This is a genomic window from Pseudomonadota bacterium (assembly GCA_027624715.1).
Lineage (GTDB): Bacteria > Pseudomonadota > Gammaproteobacteria > Burkholderiales > Eutrophovitaceae > Eutrophovita.
Genome location: JAQBTV010000003.1, coordinates 177,879 through 195,969, shown reverse-complemented (window position 1 = coordinate 195,969; position 18,091 = coordinate 177,879). Strand labels below are relative to the sequence as shown.

Here is an 18,091-nt window from a genome sequence, read left to right as displayed (position 1 = left end):
CCCCAAAGCAAGTCAACAATCAGTATCGATATCTATCAGGCTTATATGGGCCTGTCTTCTCTACACCAATATACTTCGCCTGCTCATCCGTCAACTCGGTCAGCTGCACATTCATGGTCACCAACTGCAATCGTGCAACCTTTTCATCAAGGTGCTTAGGCAGCACATGAACGCCCAATGGATACTTATCGGCATCGTTAAATAGCTCAATTTGCGCGATGACCTGATTAGCAAAAGAAGAACTCATAACAAAACTTGGGTGGCCAGTGGCACAACCTAGATTAACGAGTCGGCCTTGAGCCAAAAGAATAATTTTCTTACCGTCCGGGAAAACTATGTGATCTACCTGAGGCTTAATGTTCTCCCAAGTGTATTTCTCTATGGAAGTAACATCAATTTCATTATCAAAATGACCGATATTGCACACTATGGCTTCATTCTTCATAGCAGCCATGTGGTCATGATTGATCACGCTGTAATTTCCAGTCGCGGTAACAAAAATATCAGCCTTGTCAGCTGCGTATTCCATCGTCACCACGCGGTATCCCTCCATTGCGGCCTGAAGCGCACATATTGGGTCAACTTCCGTCACCCAAACCTGGGCAGAGAGCGCACGCAGGGCTTGGGCACAGCCCTTTCCAACGTCACCGAAACCAGCAACTACGGCAACTTTTCCAGCAATCATGACATCGGTTGCACGCTTAATGCCGTCTACAAGGGATTCGCGACATCCATAGAGGTTGTCGAACTTAGATTTTGTTACAGAATCGTTAACATTAATGGCAGGAAAAGCCAGAGTCTTGTCACTCGCCATTTCATAGAGGCGCTTAACACCCGTGGTCGTTTCTTCGGTTACACCTTTGACCGCTGAAAGTCGCGTTGAATACCAATTTGAGTCAGTAGCTAATTTTTTCTTTATAGCCGCATAAAGTACCCGCTCTTCCTCACTCGTTGGATCATTTAAAACCATAAGATCCCTTTCAGCCTTAGTGCCGAGATGGAGCAGTAACGTCGCATCACCCCCATCGTCAAGGATCATATTGGCCTGGTTCGTGGGCCAATCGAAAATTTTATGGGTATATTCCCAATATTGCTCTAGAGTCTCGCCCTTAAATGCATAAACAGGAACACCCGACTCAGCGATTGCTGCAGCCGCATGATCCTGCGTAGAGTAAATATTACAAGACGCCCATCGAACCTCTGCGCCCAATGCAGTCAAGGTCTCTATCAAAACGGCAGTTTGAATCGTCATGTGAAGCGACCCGGCAATTCGAGCACCCGCGAGCGGCTGACTGGAAGCGTACTCCTTTCGAATCGCCATTAGCCCAGGCATTTCAATTTCAGCTATCGAAATTTCTTTTCTGCCCCAAGACGAAAGCGACAGATCGGCCACCAGATGATCCTCGGTGGATGTGAATTTTTGCATTACTGCCGACATTTACTGCCCTCCTTATCCTAAAGTATCTTCGGCTTAGGGCAATAAAAAACGCCCACAAACCAATCCCTTCCTAGTTTGTGAGCGCCGTTCCTTGTGCTGAGCCTAGCCCTCCGTCAATTCGGAAGGGTCGCAACGCTCCTCAGCAATTACAAATATTATACTACGACTACAAAACCACCTTCAAAGTTTCAACTTTATCGAGACTTTCCCAAGAAAACTCCGGCTCATCTCGGCCAAAATGCCCATATGCGGCTGTTTTTTCATATATTGGACGCAACAAGTTAAGCATTTTAACGATACCCTTGGGCCGCAAATCAAAGTTTGCCAATACTAACTTCGTGATTTGTTCATCGTCGATGTGCCCGGTACCGAAGGTGGTTACCGAAACGCTTGTCGGCTTGGCAACCCCGATTGCATAGGAAATTTGTACTTCACATTTAGAAGCTAATCCTGCCGCAACGATATTCTTTGCCACATACCGCGCCGCGTAGGCTGCCGACCGGTCCACTTTGGACGGATCTTTGCCAGAAAATGCTCCCCCGCCATGATGCGCAGCACCCCCATACGTATCCACAATAATCTTTCGACCAGTTAAGCCACAGTCGCCTTGCGGACCACCCACAACAAAGCGCCCCGTTGGGTTCACAAGATAATTGATTTCTCCCTTAATCAAATCATTGGGTATGACTGGTTTAATAATCTCCTCAATCACAGCCTCTCTAATTTGGTCTAACTCCATCTCGGGCGCATGCTGCGTCGAGAATACAACTGTATCAATGGCCTGAGGTTTGCCATCAACATATCGCAGAGTTACCTGAGATTTCGCATCTGGTCTCAACCAAGGCAAACGTCCGTCCCGGCGCAGCTCAGACTGCCGCTCAACCAGCCGGTGGGATAGATGGATCGCTAACGGCATATATACGCCTGTTTCATCACAGGCGTAGCCAAACATCAAGCCCTGATCCCCAGCACCTTGATTCAAGGGGTCATCATGCGCCGCATCAACCCCCCGCTTGATATCTGGACTCTGCTTATCATAAGCCACAAGAACAGAGCACCCTCTGTAATCAATGCCGAAATCCGTGTTGTCATACCCAATACGTTTTAACGTATCCCTAGCAACTTGCTGAAAATCAACAGTAGCTGACGTGGTGATTTCTCCAGCCATAACCACGAGCCCAGTATTAACTAGCGTTTCAGCCGCAACCCTGGCGGAAGGATCTTGCGCTAAAATAGCATCTAAGACTGCATCCGAAATTTGATCTGCCACTTTATCAGGATGGCCCTCAGAGACAGATTCAGATGTAAACAAGTATTCACTCACAGATCTACCTCAAAACTACAGGAAATGGTTGAGAAGAATACCAAAAATGAACTAAAACTCCAAGTGATAAAGTCATTCTAATCATGATTTTTAGATGCTTAGGCAAATAATGACTAGAATTGTACTGGCTATACTCTGGGCTCTACACTTTTTGCCCCGACACATTTTGAGCGTAATTGGTCGTCTCATAGGACTTTTGTTTTTCTTGCTCTCAAGTGAACGTAGGCACGTCGTTAAAACAAATCTTAAACTTTGTTTTCCAAACCTATCCTCTCAACAAAGGCTAATCTTGGCCTTAAATCATTTTATGGCACTTGGTCGAGCAATCTCAGACTATTCGATTGCTTGGTGGTCAAGCAGCGCCGCAATCAAAAAATTGGCTGAAATTCGTGGTAAGGGAACACTCGATCAAGCCCTTACAGAGGGCCCTGTCATAATCCTTGCACCTCACTTCGTTGGGCTCGAAATCCTTGCTATAAGGCTCTCACTCGAGATTGACCTCCAATCGATGTACAGCATACAAAAAGATCTCGTGCTGAACCAATTTTTAATTTCGCGGCGCACTCGATTGGGAGATATTAGACTCTTCTCCAGACAGGATGGAATCAAAAACGTAGTGCGAGCGCTCCAGGCACGGCTGCCTCTGCTGTTTCTGCCAGATATGGACTTCGGCCCGAAAGATGCGATGTTTGTTCCTTTTTTTGGCGTTATCGCGGCCACTGTAAATGCTGTACCGCGGTTAGCGATGCTAACTGATGCAAAAATTGTTCCAGTTACCATACGCCAATTTGGTCCAAACAAACCCTATGAGATCGAATTTTTTCCTGCATGGAGCAACTACCCGTCTGACGATTTATTAGCCGATACCAGAACCATGAATGAATTTATTGAAAACCAAGTTCAAAAAATGCCAGAGCAATATTATTGGGTACATAAACGATTTAAGACGCGACCCTCTGATACAGTAACACTATACGATTAGGCCGCCACGAACTATGAATCGATCAGGATTCGACTCATGAATAAGCTAAATGCCTTACCTACAATTTCTCCAGTGCAAGCGCGTGATCAAGATGTGATACGTCAACTTGCTAAAGAAATCTGGTACTTACACTACCCAGGTATTATCACGGTTAAACAAATTGACTATATGCTCGAGCAAAGATATGCGCCAGAAGAAATTAAGCGACTTATCGCGTCACCAACTTGTAGCTGGCTTAAAATTGAAGTTGAACATTCCATTCAGGGCTTTAGTCATTTTTACGAAGATTACCCAACCCGCACTATTAAAATTGATAAGCTGTACGTTCATCCTAGAGCCCAAGGACTCGGGTGCGGGACTTCATTAGTCAGATACGCTGAAACGCACTATACGAGATTAGGTTTTAAAAAAATATCTCTGCAAGTTAATAAAGGCAATCTGGCATCGATAGCGTTTTACCTAAAAATCGGGTTTCAAAAAGAACAAGCTGTTATTTTTGATATTGGTCGAGATTTCGTAATGGATGACTTTATAATGTCGAAAACACTTTATTAGCTTAAATAATGAAGCTTAAATTCACAAAAATGCAGGGGGCTGGTAATGACTTCGTTGTGGTTGATGCGACAACGCGTGCATTTAATTTGTCCAGCCGACAAATCAATCAACTCGCTAACCGTCGATTTGGCATCGGATTCGACCAACTACTCGTAGTTGGCGCCAGCGAGCAGCCAGAGGTCGATTTTTCTTACCGAATTTTCAACGCTGATGGCACCGAGGCAAGCCAGTGCGGGAATGGAGCTCGGTGTTTCGTCACATTCGTTCATGACAAAAAACTGACCAAAAAACGTGAAATAGTTGTTAAAACTCAAGCTGGAATTATTAAGCCTCGGCTCAACTCTGATGGATCAGTATCCGTCGATATGGGGGAGCCCGAATTTAAGCCTGATCAAATTCCGCTATTAGCGGACAAAGAACAGAATGGCTATTCGATAACCATTAACGGAAGTCACATGGAATTTGGCGCCGTTTCAATGGGTAATCCTCATGCGATTCTAATAGTAGAAAATATAGATGTCGCTCCTGTTAAAACAACCGGGCCGCTGCTGGAGAACAATGCAATGTTTCCAGAACGTGTTAATGTCAATTTTATGCAGATTTGCTCACGACAAAATATAACGCTGAGAGTTTGGGAACGGGGGGCTGGCGAAACACTATCGTGCGGAACTGGAGCCTGTGCTTCCGTCGTCCACGGCATCAAAATTGGATTGTTGGATAGTCCGTGCCTGGTCTCTGCCCAAGGTGGCGACCTAACAATATCTTGGGCGGGCACCGGAAATGCGGTCTTCCTCCGGGGTCCGGCACAATCTATATTTGATGGTGAAATCGACATTGAGACTAACGAACAATGACGGAAAATGAAATTGCTGAATACTTAATAGCCCATCCAGAATTTATAGCGAAGTATGCTGGTCTATTGAACGTACCCTCTAATGCTGCCAAGGATGGCGTTACCAATCGCAACATTATTTCTTTGTCGAATCGACAAATTCCCCAGTTACAGCAAAAAATTCGTAATCTAGAAAACCAGCTTGACGCATTTCTGGAAAACGGGCGACGTAATGAGGAGATCTGGGACTCGTTATTGAGGTCGAGCTTGGCATTATTCGAGATAATGCGCGAAGATGTATCCTCGGAGGCAATATCATCAACATTACGTACACATCTAAATGTTGAAGAGTGTCGTATTTTTGTGTTGTCAACTGACCAAGAAAAAGCAAACGAAGAAGAAAAAACCTTTGCAAACTTTATAATGTCGCTTAATAAGCCAAGATGCTTACTTGAGACTCCAGAGGAGGCTAAACACTTCACTAAATCTTGGATACTTACATCGTCTGCATACGTCCCACTCTCGATTAAAAATTTAATAGGGATTTTGATTTTTAGCTCGTCCGATGCGCAAAGATTTGACCCAAATATCGATACACAATTTTTAGAGCGAGTTGGCAATATAGTATCCACCATTATAGAAAACGCTTACGCCCATCAGAATTTGGCTCTCACTCAACATGGATAAACTTCAAGCTGGGCCTATCAATGAATACTTGGTATACCTCGAAAAAGAACGAAGACTCTCACCGCTCACTGTAAAAAGTTACGCTCGAGATCTTGGGCTACTTATTCAAGAATTCTCAGAACGCTTAGATGATTTAACTGCGCACGACATTAGAAGATTGGTTGCTGGGCAGCACGCAAAAGGTCTCGGGGGAAAGACATTGTCTAGGGCGCTGTCCGCGTGGCGCGGCTACTTCAGCTTCCTTATCGAGCGTAAAGGCCTAAAGCACAACCCCTGCTTAGGGATTAGACCGCCGAAAAAAGAAAAGAGGCTACCTAAAGCTTTAAGCCCTGACGAAGTGAATAAATTACTGGAAACAAAAGAAACAAGCGAAGGCGCTACTAAGGACCAAGCGATGTTTGAACTATGTTACTCTTCGGGACTTCGATTAACCGAACTTGCTTCCATAACGTTACAGGAACTTGACCTCAATGACGGAACGGTTCGCGTAACAGGTAAGGGAAGCAAAACTAGGGTTGTGCCGGTTGGCCGAAAAGCCATAGATGCTATCAATCGATGGATCGCCCTCTGTCAAGGGCTAAACAAGCCTATCAAGAACATCTTGTTTCCAAACAAAAATGGCACTCCAATAAGCCCTAGAACAATCCAACACCGGCTTTCTCAATGGACGAAAAAACAAGGTTTAGGGCAAAACGTGCACCCACATATGTTGCGTCACTCATTTGCGTCACACCTACTTCAATCCAGCGGTGACCTGCGCGCAGTACAAGAGATGTTAGGGCATGCAAGTATTTCTACGACTCAGGTTTACACACATTTGGATTGGCAACATCTAGCAAAAATCTACGACCAAACCCACCCAAGGGCAAAAAGAAAAAACGATTCATGATTCACCAAACGATAAAACACACCTTTTTGTAATTTGGCGAGACGGACTGTTAATCCGAAAAAATCGAATACAAGCCTCAGACTGCAGCACCAACAGAGAAAGCACCGGTTTTTTCAATGCCCTTCCCACTTTTGGCGGCGGAAATTGTCATCTCCGGAGCTTTTTGGCGACTTTTTGCTCCCGTTACGAACCAGTTTATTACACGCTTATTGCACGGTCATGGCTTTAAAAAGGTCGCCCAATGCAGCTTTGTGGGTATTTTGGAACAGCGTGACCGGTGATTCTGGAGATCGGGCCCGATTTAGGCTTTTGACCAGAATCACCGGTCACGATATCTCAGATACGGCTAATAGCGATTGGTATTACCCTGGACGATCGTACCGTCTCCCTGAACTTTGCCATCTTTCACCCACTTGATGTTGTTGCCCTTGACAGATGCGCGCCAACAATCCTTGGGCTGACCTTCATAGACCCAGCACATTTGGTCGCCCTCGATGGACCATTTTGCTTTGTAGTCTTTACTCCGCACGGTGCCGTCTTTGGCATAGAACTCGGTGTAGCGACCGGAACCATCCATTGATCCTTGTACCGTGTTGCCTGCGATCGCGTTTTTGACTTGCTGGCCGGAGGCTAGTGGCGTTTGTTCAGCGACCGCCGTTGTGCCAGCAAGGCCGAGTAGAAATGCAAGAATAAAGCGATTCATTATTGATCCTCAAAAATAGAATGTTATTCAATCGTAATACAAAAAAAGCAGGGCGGCTCGGCAAGGGTTATAGGACGCATGCCTCGCCCGTAAAGGCGTTAAAAATGTAACCGTCTGTAGGCTTACTTTTTCAATCGACAAATCAGTTGCCAAACAGCGGGCTATCGCCGGGCCATCATTAGAAACTACGATGGTTCGATTCCGCCCCGGGCCACCAAGATGAATCAACCGCTCACAGTCCTCAGGTTAGTAGGAACCCATGAAGTCTTTTTTTCCAATCTCGATACCGTTGTGCCGAAGAATGTTGTATGCGGTTGTAACGTGAAAGAGAAATTGTGGCATGCCGTATTTCAAAGCGTAGTCTTCAACAGTTAGCTTTTTCTCTTTTGGCGTACCTGGGCGCAAAACAATCTCTTTTACCGCGGTGCCATCAAGTTGCGCAGCGGAAATAGCGCTAATGAGTTCTAGCGTTTTCAAAATGCGGTTTTGCAGCTCGGCAAAACTTTGCTCGGTGTCTTCGTAGGTGGCTACTTCAAGGCCAGCAATGCGCGAAGGAACACTTTGGGCAAAATCGCAGGCGATTTGTACTTGACGTGCCAATGGCAGCATGTCTGGGAATAAGCGTGACTGCAATAAAGTGACCGGATCGAATTTTCGCTGTTGTGCGTACTCTTCGCCTTTTTTTAGCACATCGCTGAGTGCTAAGAGCATCTGCTTTAAAACAGGAACCGTAGCTGAATAATGAGAAATTGACATGGGTTTTCCAATTGTTTATGGCTGTTGAAGATGAAGAACTAGAGATGAGCGACGGAAAACCTCGCGCCGATCAGTGAGGCTCTACCGGCCCACCAGCGTCTTTCCATTCGCTAAAGCCACCGATATTGAATACCTTGGTGTAGCCCATTTCTTTGAGCGTTTTACCAGCCAGGGCAGCTTGCCCACCGGCACCACAAAGAAGGCAAAGTGTTTTGTCCTTGCTCAAAGCTGGATTAAAATAACTCATCGAATCATCGGCGGCAAATTCAATAAAGCCCCGTGGCACCCGCAATGCGCCAGCAACAGTACCAGACTTTGCAATGTCGCCGCTGTCGCGTACATCCACGAAAATCACCTCGCTTTTGCCATGAAGTTTGAGAGCGTCTGGCACCGACATTTTTTCAACAACAGCGTGGGCTTCTTCTAAATACACTTTGGCTGATTTCATAAGTTCTCCATCTTGTTTCAAATAAGTGTTCTCTACATAAGCAGTTTATTCGTATTGTCAGCATGGCCTGCTGAAGTAGACCCCAAGAACAAAACAAACTTGATGTCAGTTTAAGCTGCACTCAGGTTTCATGCAGCTGGTCGGCGCTGCCCCGGTTTTTGAATTCTATTCCTGTATTCTTTTCAAGACTGTCTTTTCTGAACGCAGTCCCTTTGAGTTGACTGTCTAATTTATACATGTCCAATATATACATTAAAGGCTTCTTAAAACAATAATCGCTAAATAAAACTGTGCAGCCGAAGCGATGACAAAAGACAAGGTTCGTATATACGGAATCCCAAACGGTTAGGATTTCTTAATACTTGTAATTTATGCTCATAAAGTCTATTGAGAATATATGGAATCCATAACAAACTTGTAAGAATAATAGTTAGAACTAAGCAGTAAGTTTCGTTTTTCATATTATTTTCCCATTTTAGTAAAATGAGGTGTTTACTCTTTGGTTGTATATACTACTTCAGAGATAAAAAAAGGGGTAGCCACTGCTGGCGCCGTTGTGAAATAACTTTGGTTTTCAAAAATGATGTTGCCCCACGACGGTGTTGGTGGTTGTACACCAATACCCAGATATGACAGCGTTGCCTCCATCAACACTGTAAAGGATGGTGACATGTTGTTCACCACTAGCGAGCGACGCCACGGTGATGTAAGCGCAGGTTCTGGCGTTACGGGTAAAACGCGTTATATTGGCAGGACTGGCAAATATCAAGGCGTGACCGGTGGGCGCGAATACACGGCGAAGTACTTGCCGGAGAATTGGCTATTCGATGAGTCCGACTGTATTCGCGACTAGTAAGTTCACGATTTCTAACATTACGGTTCTTGTACAGTTGGTTTTAGTAAGCGTGATGTTGGCAGCACTGTGCTAAATACCCTTTGGGCTGAGGTAAGATCCTGCCTCAGCCCGTTTATACACAAGAGGACGTAACACCTTTATGAAAAACGATATGCACGGAACAACCATTATCTCCGTTAGAAAAGACAATCAAGTCGCAATCGGTGGTGATGGGCAAGTAACACTTGGTAACCTTGTTATGAAGGGCACGGCAAAGAAAGTTCGAAAGTTGTATCACGGGAAAATACTCGCTGGGTTTGCTGGTGGCACGGCTGACGCGTTCACACTATTTGAACGATTTGAAGCAAAACTAGAAAAACATCAAGGGCAATTACTAAGAGCTGCAGTAGAACTCGCTAAAGATTGGAGAACAGACCGGATGCTTAGGCGGCTCGAGGCCATGCTTGCGGTTTCTGACTCAACCACGTCGCTCATCATTACTGGTAATGGAGACGTGATTGAGCCAGAGGACGGCCTCATTGCCATTGGAAGCGGAGGTGGATTTGCTCAAGCGGCGGCAAAAGCATTACTACAATATTCGGATCAAACTGCTGAAGAAATCGTCAAAACCGCACTCACTATTGCAGGTGACATTTGTATCTATACCAATCAAAACCACACAATTGAAACCCTAAACACATAGGTAAAGAAAAAACGTAATCACTATGTCACAAATGACCCCTCAAGAAATTGTCCACGAGCTGGATAAACATATCGTTGGACAACGCTCAGCGAAACGAGCTGTTGCCATCGCCCTTAGAAATCGATGGAGACGCAAACAAGTCGCCGAGCCACTTAAACAAGAAATTACACCCAAGAATATCCTCATGATTGGTCCTACTGGTGTTGGAAAAACAGAAATTGCTCGGCGTTTAGCCCGGCTTTCTGGCGCGCCATTCATCAAAGTTGAGGCGACAAAGTTTACTGAGGTCGGCTATGTCGGCAAAGACGTCGAATCAATTATTCGTGACCTCATAGACATTGGCATCAAGCAAATGCGCGAAAAGGAGACTCTACGGGTAAGACATCTAGCGGAAGATCTAGCAGAGGAACGAGTTTTGGATGCGCTACTCCCGCCTGCGCGCACTTCTGATATAAATGAATCTAGTGGCGCAACTGAATCAACTACGCGACAAAAATTCAGGAAAAGACTTCGGGAGGGGGAGTTAGATGAAAAAGAAATTGAAATTGATGTCTCGCAGTTGAGTGCTCAAATGGAAATCCTCGCACCGCCAGGAATGGAAGACCTCTCATCTCAGATACAAAGTATGTTCCAAAATATAGGGCCGAACAAAACAAAGAAACGTAAATTAAAGATTAAAGATGCTTTAAAAATTCTCGTTGACGAAGAGGCCGGAAAGCTCATCAATGATGACGAAATAAAAACCGCTGCCATTTCTAATGCTGAAGAGAATGGGATTGTCTTTTTAGATGAAATTGACAAGATTTCTGGGCGCCAAGAAAGTCATGGGGGCGAAGTCTCTCGACAAGGCGTGCAGCGAGATTTGCTGCCGCTCGTCGAAGGGACTACCGTATCGACGAAATATGGCATGGTCAAAACTGATCATATATTGTTCATTGGTAGTGGAGCGTTTCACTTAACAAAACCTTCAGATTTAATACCCGAACTTCAAGGCCGATTCCCCATTAGAGTAGAGCTCACAAGTTTGAATGTTGAAGACTTTGAGTGCATTCTCACGTCAACTGACGCCTGCTTATGTAAACAGTATGAAGCGTTGATGCGAACTGAAGACATCAGTCTTAAGTTCATACCGGAAGGCATTCGTCGAATCGCAGAGATTGCCTGGCACGTTAATGAGGCAACAGAGAATATCGGCGCTCGTAGACTCTATACTGTGATGGAGAAACTCTTGGAGGATTTGTCCTATGATGCCACCAAGCATCAGGGTGAGACCATTTCAATTGACGTTAACTATGTTAATACGCGCCTTAAAGATCTTTCGGAAAGCGAAGATCTGGCTCGATATGTTTTATAATAGGCGATGTAAGTTTTTTATACTCGAGGAGAAAAAATGAGAAAGTTAGCTAGTTTTTTAGTTTTATCTGTTTCCGCTTTTTTTTGCGGTGGCGCGAGCGCGGTGGAAATGAGACCCGTGATGACTTTAGACGTAGCAAAAAAAATGGCGCAAGCCTGCGAAGAGAGAGCGATTCAAGAAGGTTGGCGTATGAATATTGCCATTATGGATGCTGGAGGGAATTTGGTTTATTTTGAACGCATGGATCGAGCGTACCTAAAAAGCATTGATATCGCGATACTTAAAGCAGAATCATCTGCCGGGTTACCGTTCTCAACAAAATTACTAGGCGAAATTGCGAGCACCCGCAATCCTGGTATTGCCCATGTTCCAGGTATCGCAACATTTGAAGGCGGCCTTCCTGTAATGACTGCCAGCGGGGAGCATATTGGATCAATCGGAGTATCTGGTGCGCCCTCAAGTGACGACGGGATTTGCGCCCAAGTTGCTATTGATGCAGTAGCCTCTGATCTTCGGTAAGTTTAAAATTAAATATGTGCTGTCCTGAGTATTCTCAGGGCGGCGCATGCGCCACCATAACCGTTATCAATATTTGTGACGGTTATCCCTGGAGAACAACTGACCAACATGGCATGAAGCGCGGCGGCTCCGCCTTGAGCTACGCCATATCCAACGGAAGTTGGAACCCCAATAAGCGGTTGCGCAACCAAGCCGCCCAAGACTGTTGGCAATGCCGCATCCATTCCCGCCACTACAATAATAACTTTAGACGCCTTAATATCATCTAATCGATCAAGCAATCGCCACAACCCCGCCACACCCACATCAGATATCTCTTTGGCTTGATGCCCATAGTATTGCAACGTCCTAGCTGCCTCTCTTGCGACCGGGATATCCGAGGTGCCCGCACAAATTACTGATACCTGATTTTGACTCAGAAGCTTATTTGAGTCAGGAGAGAAACCGGTTTGTGAAATCGGGTCATAATCCATCTCAAAATCGCCTAGGCTAAGGACGTGTTGTTGTTTATCTTGAGAAAAGCGCGTGAGAAGAAACCGATGCTGCCTCAATTTAGCCTGAAAAAGAATTTCGGCTATTTGTTCCGCCGTTTTCCCCTCGCAGAAAATAGCTTCATCAAGTCCAATGCGATCTTCTCGATCAAAGTCTAAGTTAATGTCTTTTTTAGCGTCCATTTAGAAAGGGTGCGTATCCACAGAACGAATATGAATAAATGCGCTGCCTACTTTATAGGCTTCGAAGCTGACAGGATAACGATGCCCTCGTTTTTCAAAAACCGCATTGATAATCCCTTTTAATGAGCGTTCTTTTTCAGTCGTCAGGCTCGATAAAGACACTCCATCCAACTCAATTACAATGCCTGTTGCTCGAAGCCGGCATCTCACTGTTTTGGGCTCTGGGAGCACCGACTGTTTAATCAGACGCTCAGACTCATTAATAAGAGGCAAAAGTTCGGGATCAATTCGGATGCCCGTCTCAACCCGACTCGACAGACAAGGAGATGCTGCCAGTTCAGATAGCTCGCCCAAGCCAATGTACTTAGCGATGGCTCTAACCATTCGTTTATCCGTATGGGTTTCAACAAATGGATGGCGAACTTTCGCATTTTTAGCCGCATCTAGTCCAGGTCGGTAATCGGATAAATCGTCCACATTTGCTCCTGATAAGACGACATTTGCGGTAACAGTTGATATTGCTTTATATAAATTTGTTTTACAGTAAAAACAACGATTGACTGGATTCGATAAATAGTCTTCGTCAGCAAATTCGCGTGCGTCCAAAATTTTGAGATCCCAATCATAGTCTTGAGCAAGCTGCTTCACTCGATCTGTTGCCTGTGATGGCACTGCTGGGGAAACGGCATGGTACATTTGAACATTAATACTCTTTGTCCGTGTCGCCAACATAGCAAGCGTCACGCTATCAATGCCGCCGCTAACGGCAACGGAGATCTCTCGCATCTCAGCGAGCAGCGCAGTTATTCTAGCCGCCTGCTTAGGCGCTTCTTCAATCACCTGTTACCCCATATTTGATTGCCATCTCTCGTCGTATGCCTTCTCGATTAGCATGCCCTTGAATGTCAACAAGAGCGTCTGCTTCAACCTTAACGGTTGTGGCCCCGGGTCGGATCACAAACTTACATTCTGCCTCCAACATTTCCGTGACGCAGTTCTTTTTCCATCGATCAAGAGTCACGCGGCTCAATATCTGATAGCGCAATCCAATCGTTGTTGTTTCAAAAAAACAAGCATCAAAAACCTGATCGATCTGAGTGGTCTCTGCAAGAACACGAATTATTATTGCCATCCGCCCTTTTTTCCCGAACGTTACGGCCTGGGTAACATCTAGCACCGTAGGGATTGCACGAATATGGTCTAACCCTATCGCTAGGTCTTCAGCGCTCTGGTCATCGACATCAAAATCAATTTGATATATCACGTTCTGCGAACTATTCTCTTGACCAGCAGCCGATATCATTAACGCTCGTAAGACATTACTTTTCTTTGAAAAAACCTTAGTCCCAAAACCCGTACCAGAAGCAATAAGCTTACCAGCCTGCCCTGCGCCTGATTGTCGTGGTTTTAGATACGCCAAAATCGCGGCACCGGTCGGGGTGATTCGCTCCCCATCGAGACCATCGTCATCAAAGTAAAAACCCTCCAACAGCTTAACCGTCGCCGGTGTAGGTACTGGCAAAATACCATGACTAGTATCAACTGTGCCACGCCCAAGTGGCAGAGCACTTAAGGTCCAACTAGCTGAGAGCTTATCAATTAAAAATGCCGCTCCAACAATGTCCGCAATAGAATCCCACTCGCCCACTTCATGAAAACTAATGGTCTCAACAGGCTTACCATGAACAGCCGATTCAGCCTCTGCCAAAAGACAAAAAATATCGATTGCAATTTGCCGTACTTGAGGATCCAAATCTGAAGCGGACAACGCACTTCTGATGTACGAAAACGACGTATGATGATGCTCATGGACGCCTAGCTCATCAACATTAAAACGTTTCCCTGTGAGAGCAAAATCAGAGTGTGGCAGTAGAGACAGCCCTACCTCTTTGGGCAAGCCTGCAATACGAATCGCCGCACACATTTCATCGTACCATTCTGGTTTCGCGTCTAGAATGGCGGCGATGAACATATCTCCCGCGATGCCCCCGATGGGATCTAAATGGACTCGCATTCTCAACGATTCATGAAAGACTTCACAACACTCTTAACCGCTCAAGCATGAACGCGTGTACGCGCAGCCAGCATCGGGTAAATCTTGCCTTTAGCATCAAACTTCATCGCCTCTGGCTCGCTCAGAATCTCGAACTTATCCAAGTTGCTTCGAATATAGGGCAACAAAGTTTCAGATACGTGTAAATCCATCACTTCGAGTGTTGTAGAAATTCTAACAATTTTTGTATCTGCCGGCTTTACTCTAACCACCGTCTTGACGGCCAGCTGTATAGCTTCCTGATCGTTATTCATGATGATAGGTATAGTCGCGCCGTCTAAATACATCGATGTGATTACGTTGGCATATGTCTTGGCGATATCAAGTTCTCGATATACATCCATCGTGATCACATCAGCCGAACCCAACCCAGTGGCATTTCCGTGCGTCTCAGGAGTAAGTCCCAATACAGCAATTTTTTTAACGTGTGGGCTCATCTCCCATTCAACATCACGGCAATTCCGGCCTGTTATATTGGGATCCATTCCTGAGCCAGATATATTTTTTCCAATCTTCTCTACAATCAACACATCAATTTCTTCAAATTGTAATTTCGGCATCAGCTTTTTCGCTTGAGCCAATAAGAACGGCTCTCGTTCCAGAACCTTTTCACTCGGAACAATTTCGATGAGCGCTGTTTCATCTGCGGCGTTTTCAACCATAGCCACACCGAAGAGAAAATTCTTTTTCTCCATAACGATTTTTGCGACTTTAGGCAGCAACACACCAAACATATCCATGCCATAGGTATGCAGTATCGACGCACCAATAATTTTCCCCATACCAATCGTCAGCATTTTAACGATGCCCGACTCAATAGGAGCTCTAAAATTTGTATGCGGCTTGACACGACAAACAAGCGCTACAGCGTCAGCTTCCGAAGCCAGTTTATCCATGTAAACCGGCATCCCATCATCAGCTGTTCCAATCTCCACAACCTCCATACTAGACTTTACCGGGCACCCAATGAATGCTTCCGTAACACCATAACCATCCAGCACTTCTTTTTGTCCCTCAGCAGTAGCACCACCATGGCTGCCCATCGCAGGAAAGACAAATGGCTTTCCGCCAAGTGACTTAATTTCATCCACGACGGCTTTTACACACGCGGCAATATTGTTAACCCCTCTAGAGCCAACACCCAATGCAATGGTCATTCCAGGTTTAATCTTCGATTGAATGACCGGTCTCTTGAATTCCTGAGCTACGGTTTCTCTAACACTACTAATTTTGGACAGTTCAAACTTCTGTCTCACATGTACCATTCGTGGCAAAGGAACGTCTAGGCCTCCCGCAATATTTACATCAATTCGATCACCAATCATCTCACCACTCCTTTTTTATTATTGATCATGCTCAAAATAAAATTAACCTAAATATTTATCCTTATTTTATCTCAGTATCTCTTTTTAAGCGTTATGACTTCATATATAAGGAATCAAACACCATTCTTGTATTTACAACTGGTTTATTTTGACTGTCCGTTTATAGTATGCCACTGTGGGTCCAAACTTATAGAAAGTGTATCGACGAATGCGGAACAAAAAAATAAAAGAAAGCTCTGAACTACGCTCTCATCGATGGTTCGGTCCGCAAAGCCTGCGAGCTTTTGGGCATCGATCCCGGACCCTACAAATGGGTTTCAGTCGGAAAGACTACGAAGGTAAACCCGTAATTGGGATCCTAAATACTTGGAGTGAGCTCAGTCATTGTCATTCCCATTTTAGAGAGAGAGCCCAAGACGTAAAGCGAGGGGTTTGGCAAGCAGGGGGCTTCCCCGTTGAGATTCCAGTGATGTCCCTAGCTGAAGTTTATCAAAAACCAACAACTATGATGTATCGCAACTTGCTTTCTATGGAAGTTGAAGAAATCTTACGATCCTACCCAATTGATGGGTGTGTTCTGATGGGGGGCTGCGACAAAACTCCACCAGGCTTGCTGATGGGGGCCTTAAGCATGGGGCTGCCTTGCATTTTTGTGCCTGCAGGTCCCATGCTTCGAGGAAACTGGCACGGTAAAACGCTTGGGTCTGGGTCTGATGTCTGGAAGTACTGGGACGAACTGAGAGTTGGGAATATCAGTGAAGACGATTGGCGAGACATCGAGGAGGGTATCGCCCGATCGGCCGGCACATGCATGACCATGGGAACCGCATCGACTATGACCAGTATCGTGGAAACATTAGGATTTTCGCTACCTAATGCGTCCACAATACCAGCACCAGATTCGAATCATCCAAGAATGGCGTCCGAGTCAGGCCGGCGTGTCGTAGATATGGTTTGGGAGGATCTCACTCCTCGAGATATTTTGACATGGCCGTCAATTGAAAATGCTGTGCGCGTGTTAATGGCTCTCGGCGGCTCTACCAATGCGCTTATTCACTTAATTGCAATAGCTAAACGAGCCGGGTTCAACATACCACTCGAGCTATTTGAACAGCTTGGGAAAACCACCCCTTATTTAGTTAATATGCGGCCATCAGGTGAATACCTCATGGAAGACTTTCACTACGCAGGTGGCCTGGCTGCTCTACTGCAAGAAATGCGACCGTTACTACATTGCGACGCATTAACTTGCACTGGAAAATCCTTAGGAGAAAATATTGAACGCTTTAAGATATTCAATCATGAGGTTATTAAACCCCTAAAGCAGCCGATACTTGCGGAAGGTGGTTTAATTATTTTAAAAGGCAATCTTGCTCCAGATGGGGCTGTCATCAAAACCTCCGCCGCAACTCCAGCGTTACTCAATCATCGTGGCAAAGCAATAGTTTTCGACGACTACAATGACATGGAACGGCAATTAGATGATCCCAATCTAGATGTAGATGAAAGTTCGATTCTTGTTCTCCGAAATTCTGGACCTCAAGGGGGCCCCGGTATGCCGGAATGGGGCATGTTGCCGATCCCCAAAAAACTTATTCAAAAGGGCGTCAAGGATATGGTTCGAATATCCGATGCTCGGATGAGCGGCACGAGCTACGGTACATGTGTCCTACACGTATCCCCCGAATCTTGGATCGGCGGGCCGCTCGCACTCATCAAAACGGGCGATGTAATAGAACTAAGTGTTGCAAACCGCAAAATCAATGTTTTAATATCAGACGCAGAAATGGAAGCCCGACGACAAACATGGTCTCCTAAAATGAGAAAATTTCGGCGGGGGTACGGTCAATTATTTTCGCAACATGTCCAGCAGGCGCACGAGGGTTGCGATTTCGACTTCTTAAGTGGTGAGGCCACTACCGATGATCCTGAAATACACTAGGCGAGGCTCTACTAGAAATTTCATTTCTAAATTAATCCTAAAAAATTGCGAGGGAAATATTCTTCCCTACGA

19 protein-coding genes, 1 pseudogene and 1 riboswitch are annotated in these 18,091 nt (G+C 45.4%); of the genes and pseudogenes, 10 read left to right on the top strand and 10 right to left on the bottom strand.

What is annotated here, in order from left to right:
• Positions 1 to 19: 19 nt before the first annotated feature.
• Positions 20 to 1,438 carry an adenosylhomocysteinase gene (gene ahcY / locus O3A65_03770; GenBank protein ID MDA1331586.1) on the bottom strand — a complete coding sequence of 473 codons (1,419 nt, stop codon included), beginning with the start codon at positions 1,436 to 1,438 and terminating at the stop codon, positions 20 to 22.
• A gap of 72 nt (positions 1,439 to 1,510) precedes the next feature.
• Positions 1,511 to 1,585, bottom strand: a riboswitch (S-adenosyl-L-homocysteine riboswitch).
• Between the two features lie 19 nt (positions 1,586 to 1,604).
• Positions 1,605 to 2,762 (bottom strand): methionine adenosyltransferase, encoded by a 1,158-nt coding sequence (gene metK, locus O3A65_03765; protein MDA1331585.1) that lies wholly within the window; start codon positions 2,760 to 2,762, stop codon positions 1,605 to 1,607.
• Between the two features lie 109 nt (positions 2,763 to 2,871).
• Between metK and O3A65_03760 the strand changes: the two genes are divergently transcribed.
• Genes O3A65_03760 through xerC form a run of 5 tightly spaced genes read left to right on the top strand, consistent with a single transcriptional unit; the run spans position 2,872 to position 6,707 of the window.
• A complete protein-coding gene (locus O3A65_03760) occupies positions 2,872 to 3,744 on the top strand; it encodes a lipid A biosynthesis acyltransferase (protein ID MDA1331584.1) in 873 nt (290 codons plus the stop codon).
• A 36-nt stretch (positions 3,745 to 3,780) separates the two neighbouring features.
• Positions 3,781 to 4,299 (top strand): GNAT family N-acetyltransferase, encoded by a 519-nt coding sequence (locus O3A65_03755; GenBank protein ID MDA1331583.1) that lies wholly within the window; start codon positions 3,781 to 3,783, stop codon positions 4,297 to 4,299.
• Between the two features lie 8 nt (positions 4,300 to 4,307).
• The gene (gene dapF / locus O3A65_03750) at positions 4,308 to 5,153 is read left to right on the top strand and encodes a diaminopimelate epimerase (protein ID MDA1331582.1); all 846 of its coding nucleotides are present in this window, start codon (positions 4,308 to 4,310) and stop codon (positions 5,151 to 5,153) included.
• Positions 5,150 to 5,818, top strand: coding sequence for a DUF484 family protein (locus tag O3A65_03745; GenBank protein ID MDA1331581.1), 669 nt, complete (start codon positions 5,150 to 5,152; stop codon positions 5,816 to 5,818). Before dapF ends, O3A65_03745 begins: the two co-directional genes overlap by 4 nt.
• Positions 5,811 to 6,707, top strand: coding sequence for a tyrosine recombinase XerC (xerC, locus tag O3A65_03740; GenBank protein ID MDA1331580.1), 897 nt, complete (start codon positions 5,811 to 5,813; stop codon positions 6,705 to 6,707). The genes O3A65_03745 and xerC overlap by 8 nt, the downstream gene beginning before the upstream one ends.
• Before the next feature lie 346 nt (positions 6,708 to 7,053).
• Here xerC and O3A65_03735 read toward each other — a convergent pair whose 3' ends face one another.
• The 4 genes and pseudogenes from O3A65_03735 to O3A65_03720 all read right to left on the bottom strand — a co-directional run bounded on the left by O3A65_03735 (position 7,054) and on the right by O3A65_03720 (position 9,277).
• Positions 7,054 to 7,410, bottom strand: a complete 357-nt coding sequence (locus tag O3A65_03735) for a hypothetical protein (protein ID MDA1331579.1) — start codon at positions 7,408 to 7,410, stop codon at positions 7,054 to 7,056.
• Between the two features lie 246 nt (positions 7,411 to 7,656).
• Positions 7,657 to 8,166: a DUF1993 domain-containing protein gene (locus O3A65_03730; protein MDA1331578.1), complete on the bottom strand. Its 510-nt coding sequence runs from the start codon at positions 8,164 to 8,166 to the stop codon at positions 7,657 to 7,659.
• A gap of 70 nt (positions 8,167 to 8,236) precedes the next feature.
• Positions 8,237 to 8,614, bottom strand: a complete 378-nt coding sequence (locus O3A65_03725; GenBank protein MDA1331577.1) for a rhodanese-like domain-containing protein — start codon at positions 8,612 to 8,614, stop codon at positions 8,237 to 8,239.
• 536 nt (positions 8,615 to 9,150) lie between these two features.
• A pseudogene (locus O3A65_03720) lies at positions 9,151 to 9,277 on the bottom strand (ABC transporter permease).
• Between the two features lie 7 nt (positions 9,278 to 9,284).
• On the opposite strand from O3A65_03720, the gene O3A65_03715 reads away from it, so the two are divergent.
• The 4 genes from O3A65_03715 to O3A65_03700 all read left to right on the top strand — a co-directional run bounded on the left by O3A65_03715 (position 9,285) and on the right by O3A65_03700 (position 12,025).
• Entirely contained in the window at positions 9,285 to 9,467 is a 183-nt protein-coding gene (locus O3A65_03715; GenBank protein ID MDA1331576.1) for a hypothetical protein, read from the top strand.
• Positions 9,468 to 9,609: 142 nt separating this feature from the next.
• Entirely contained in the window at positions 9,610 to 10,152 is a 543-nt protein-coding gene (gene hslV / locus O3A65_03710; protein MDA1331575.1) for an ATP-dependent protease subunit HslV, read from the top strand.
• A 22-nt stretch (positions 10,153 to 10,174) separates the two neighbouring features.
• Positions 10,175 to 11,506 carry an ATP-dependent protease ATPase subunit HslU gene (gene hslU, locus O3A65_03705; protein MDA1331574.1) on the top strand — a complete coding sequence of 444 codons (1,332 nt, stop codon included), beginning with the start codon at positions 10,175 to 10,177 and terminating at the stop codon, positions 11,504 to 11,506.
• 36 nt (positions 11,507 to 11,542) lie between these two features.
• Positions 11,543 to 12,025 carry a heme-binding protein gene (locus O3A65_03700; protein ID MDA1331573.1) on the top strand — a complete coding sequence of 161 codons (483 nt, stop codon included), beginning with the start codon at positions 11,543 to 11,545 and terminating at the stop codon, positions 12,023 to 12,025.
• A gap of 8 nt (positions 12,026 to 12,033) precedes the next feature.
• On the opposite strand, the gene larB is transcribed toward O3A65_03700, so the two are convergent.
• The 4 genes from larB to O3A65_03680 are packed head-to-tail and all read right to left on the bottom strand — an operon-like array spanning position 12,034 to position 16,077.
• On the bottom strand, positions 12,034 to 12,699 hold the full coding sequence (larB, locus tag O3A65_03695; GenBank protein ID MDA1331572.1) for a nickel pincer cofactor biosynthesis protein LarB: 666 nt from the start codon (positions 12,697 to 12,699) through the stop codon (positions 12,034 to 12,036).
• Positions 12,700 to 13,539 carry an adenine nucleotide alpha hydrolase gene (locus O3A65_03690; GenBank protein ID MDA1331571.1) on the bottom strand — a complete coding sequence of 280 codons (840 nt, stop codon included), beginning with the start codon at positions 13,537 to 13,539 and terminating at the stop codon, positions 12,700 to 12,702.
• Positions 13,532 to 14,713 (bottom strand): LarC family nickel insertion protein, encoded by a 1,182-nt coding sequence (locus O3A65_03685; GenBank protein MDA1331570.1) that lies wholly within the window; start codon positions 14,711 to 14,713, stop codon positions 13,532 to 13,534. Before O3A65_03685 ends, O3A65_03690 begins: the two co-directional genes overlap by 8 nt.
• Positions 14,714 to 14,754: 41 nt before the next feature.
• Entirely contained in the window at positions 14,755 to 16,077 is a 1,323-nt protein-coding gene (locus O3A65_03680) for a lactate racemase domain-containing protein (GenBank protein MDA1331569.1), read from the bottom strand.
• Between the two features lie 208 nt (positions 16,078 to 16,285).
• Here O3A65_03680 and araD point away from each other — a divergent pair, with 208 nt between their 5' ends.
• Positions 16,286 to 18,019: an L-arabinonate dehydratase gene (gene araD / locus O3A65_03675; GenBank protein ID MDA1331568.1), complete on the top strand. Its 1,734-nt coding sequence runs from the start codon at positions 16,286 to 16,288 to the stop codon at positions 18,017 to 18,019.
• Positions 18,020 to 18,091: the final 72 nt, after the last annotated feature.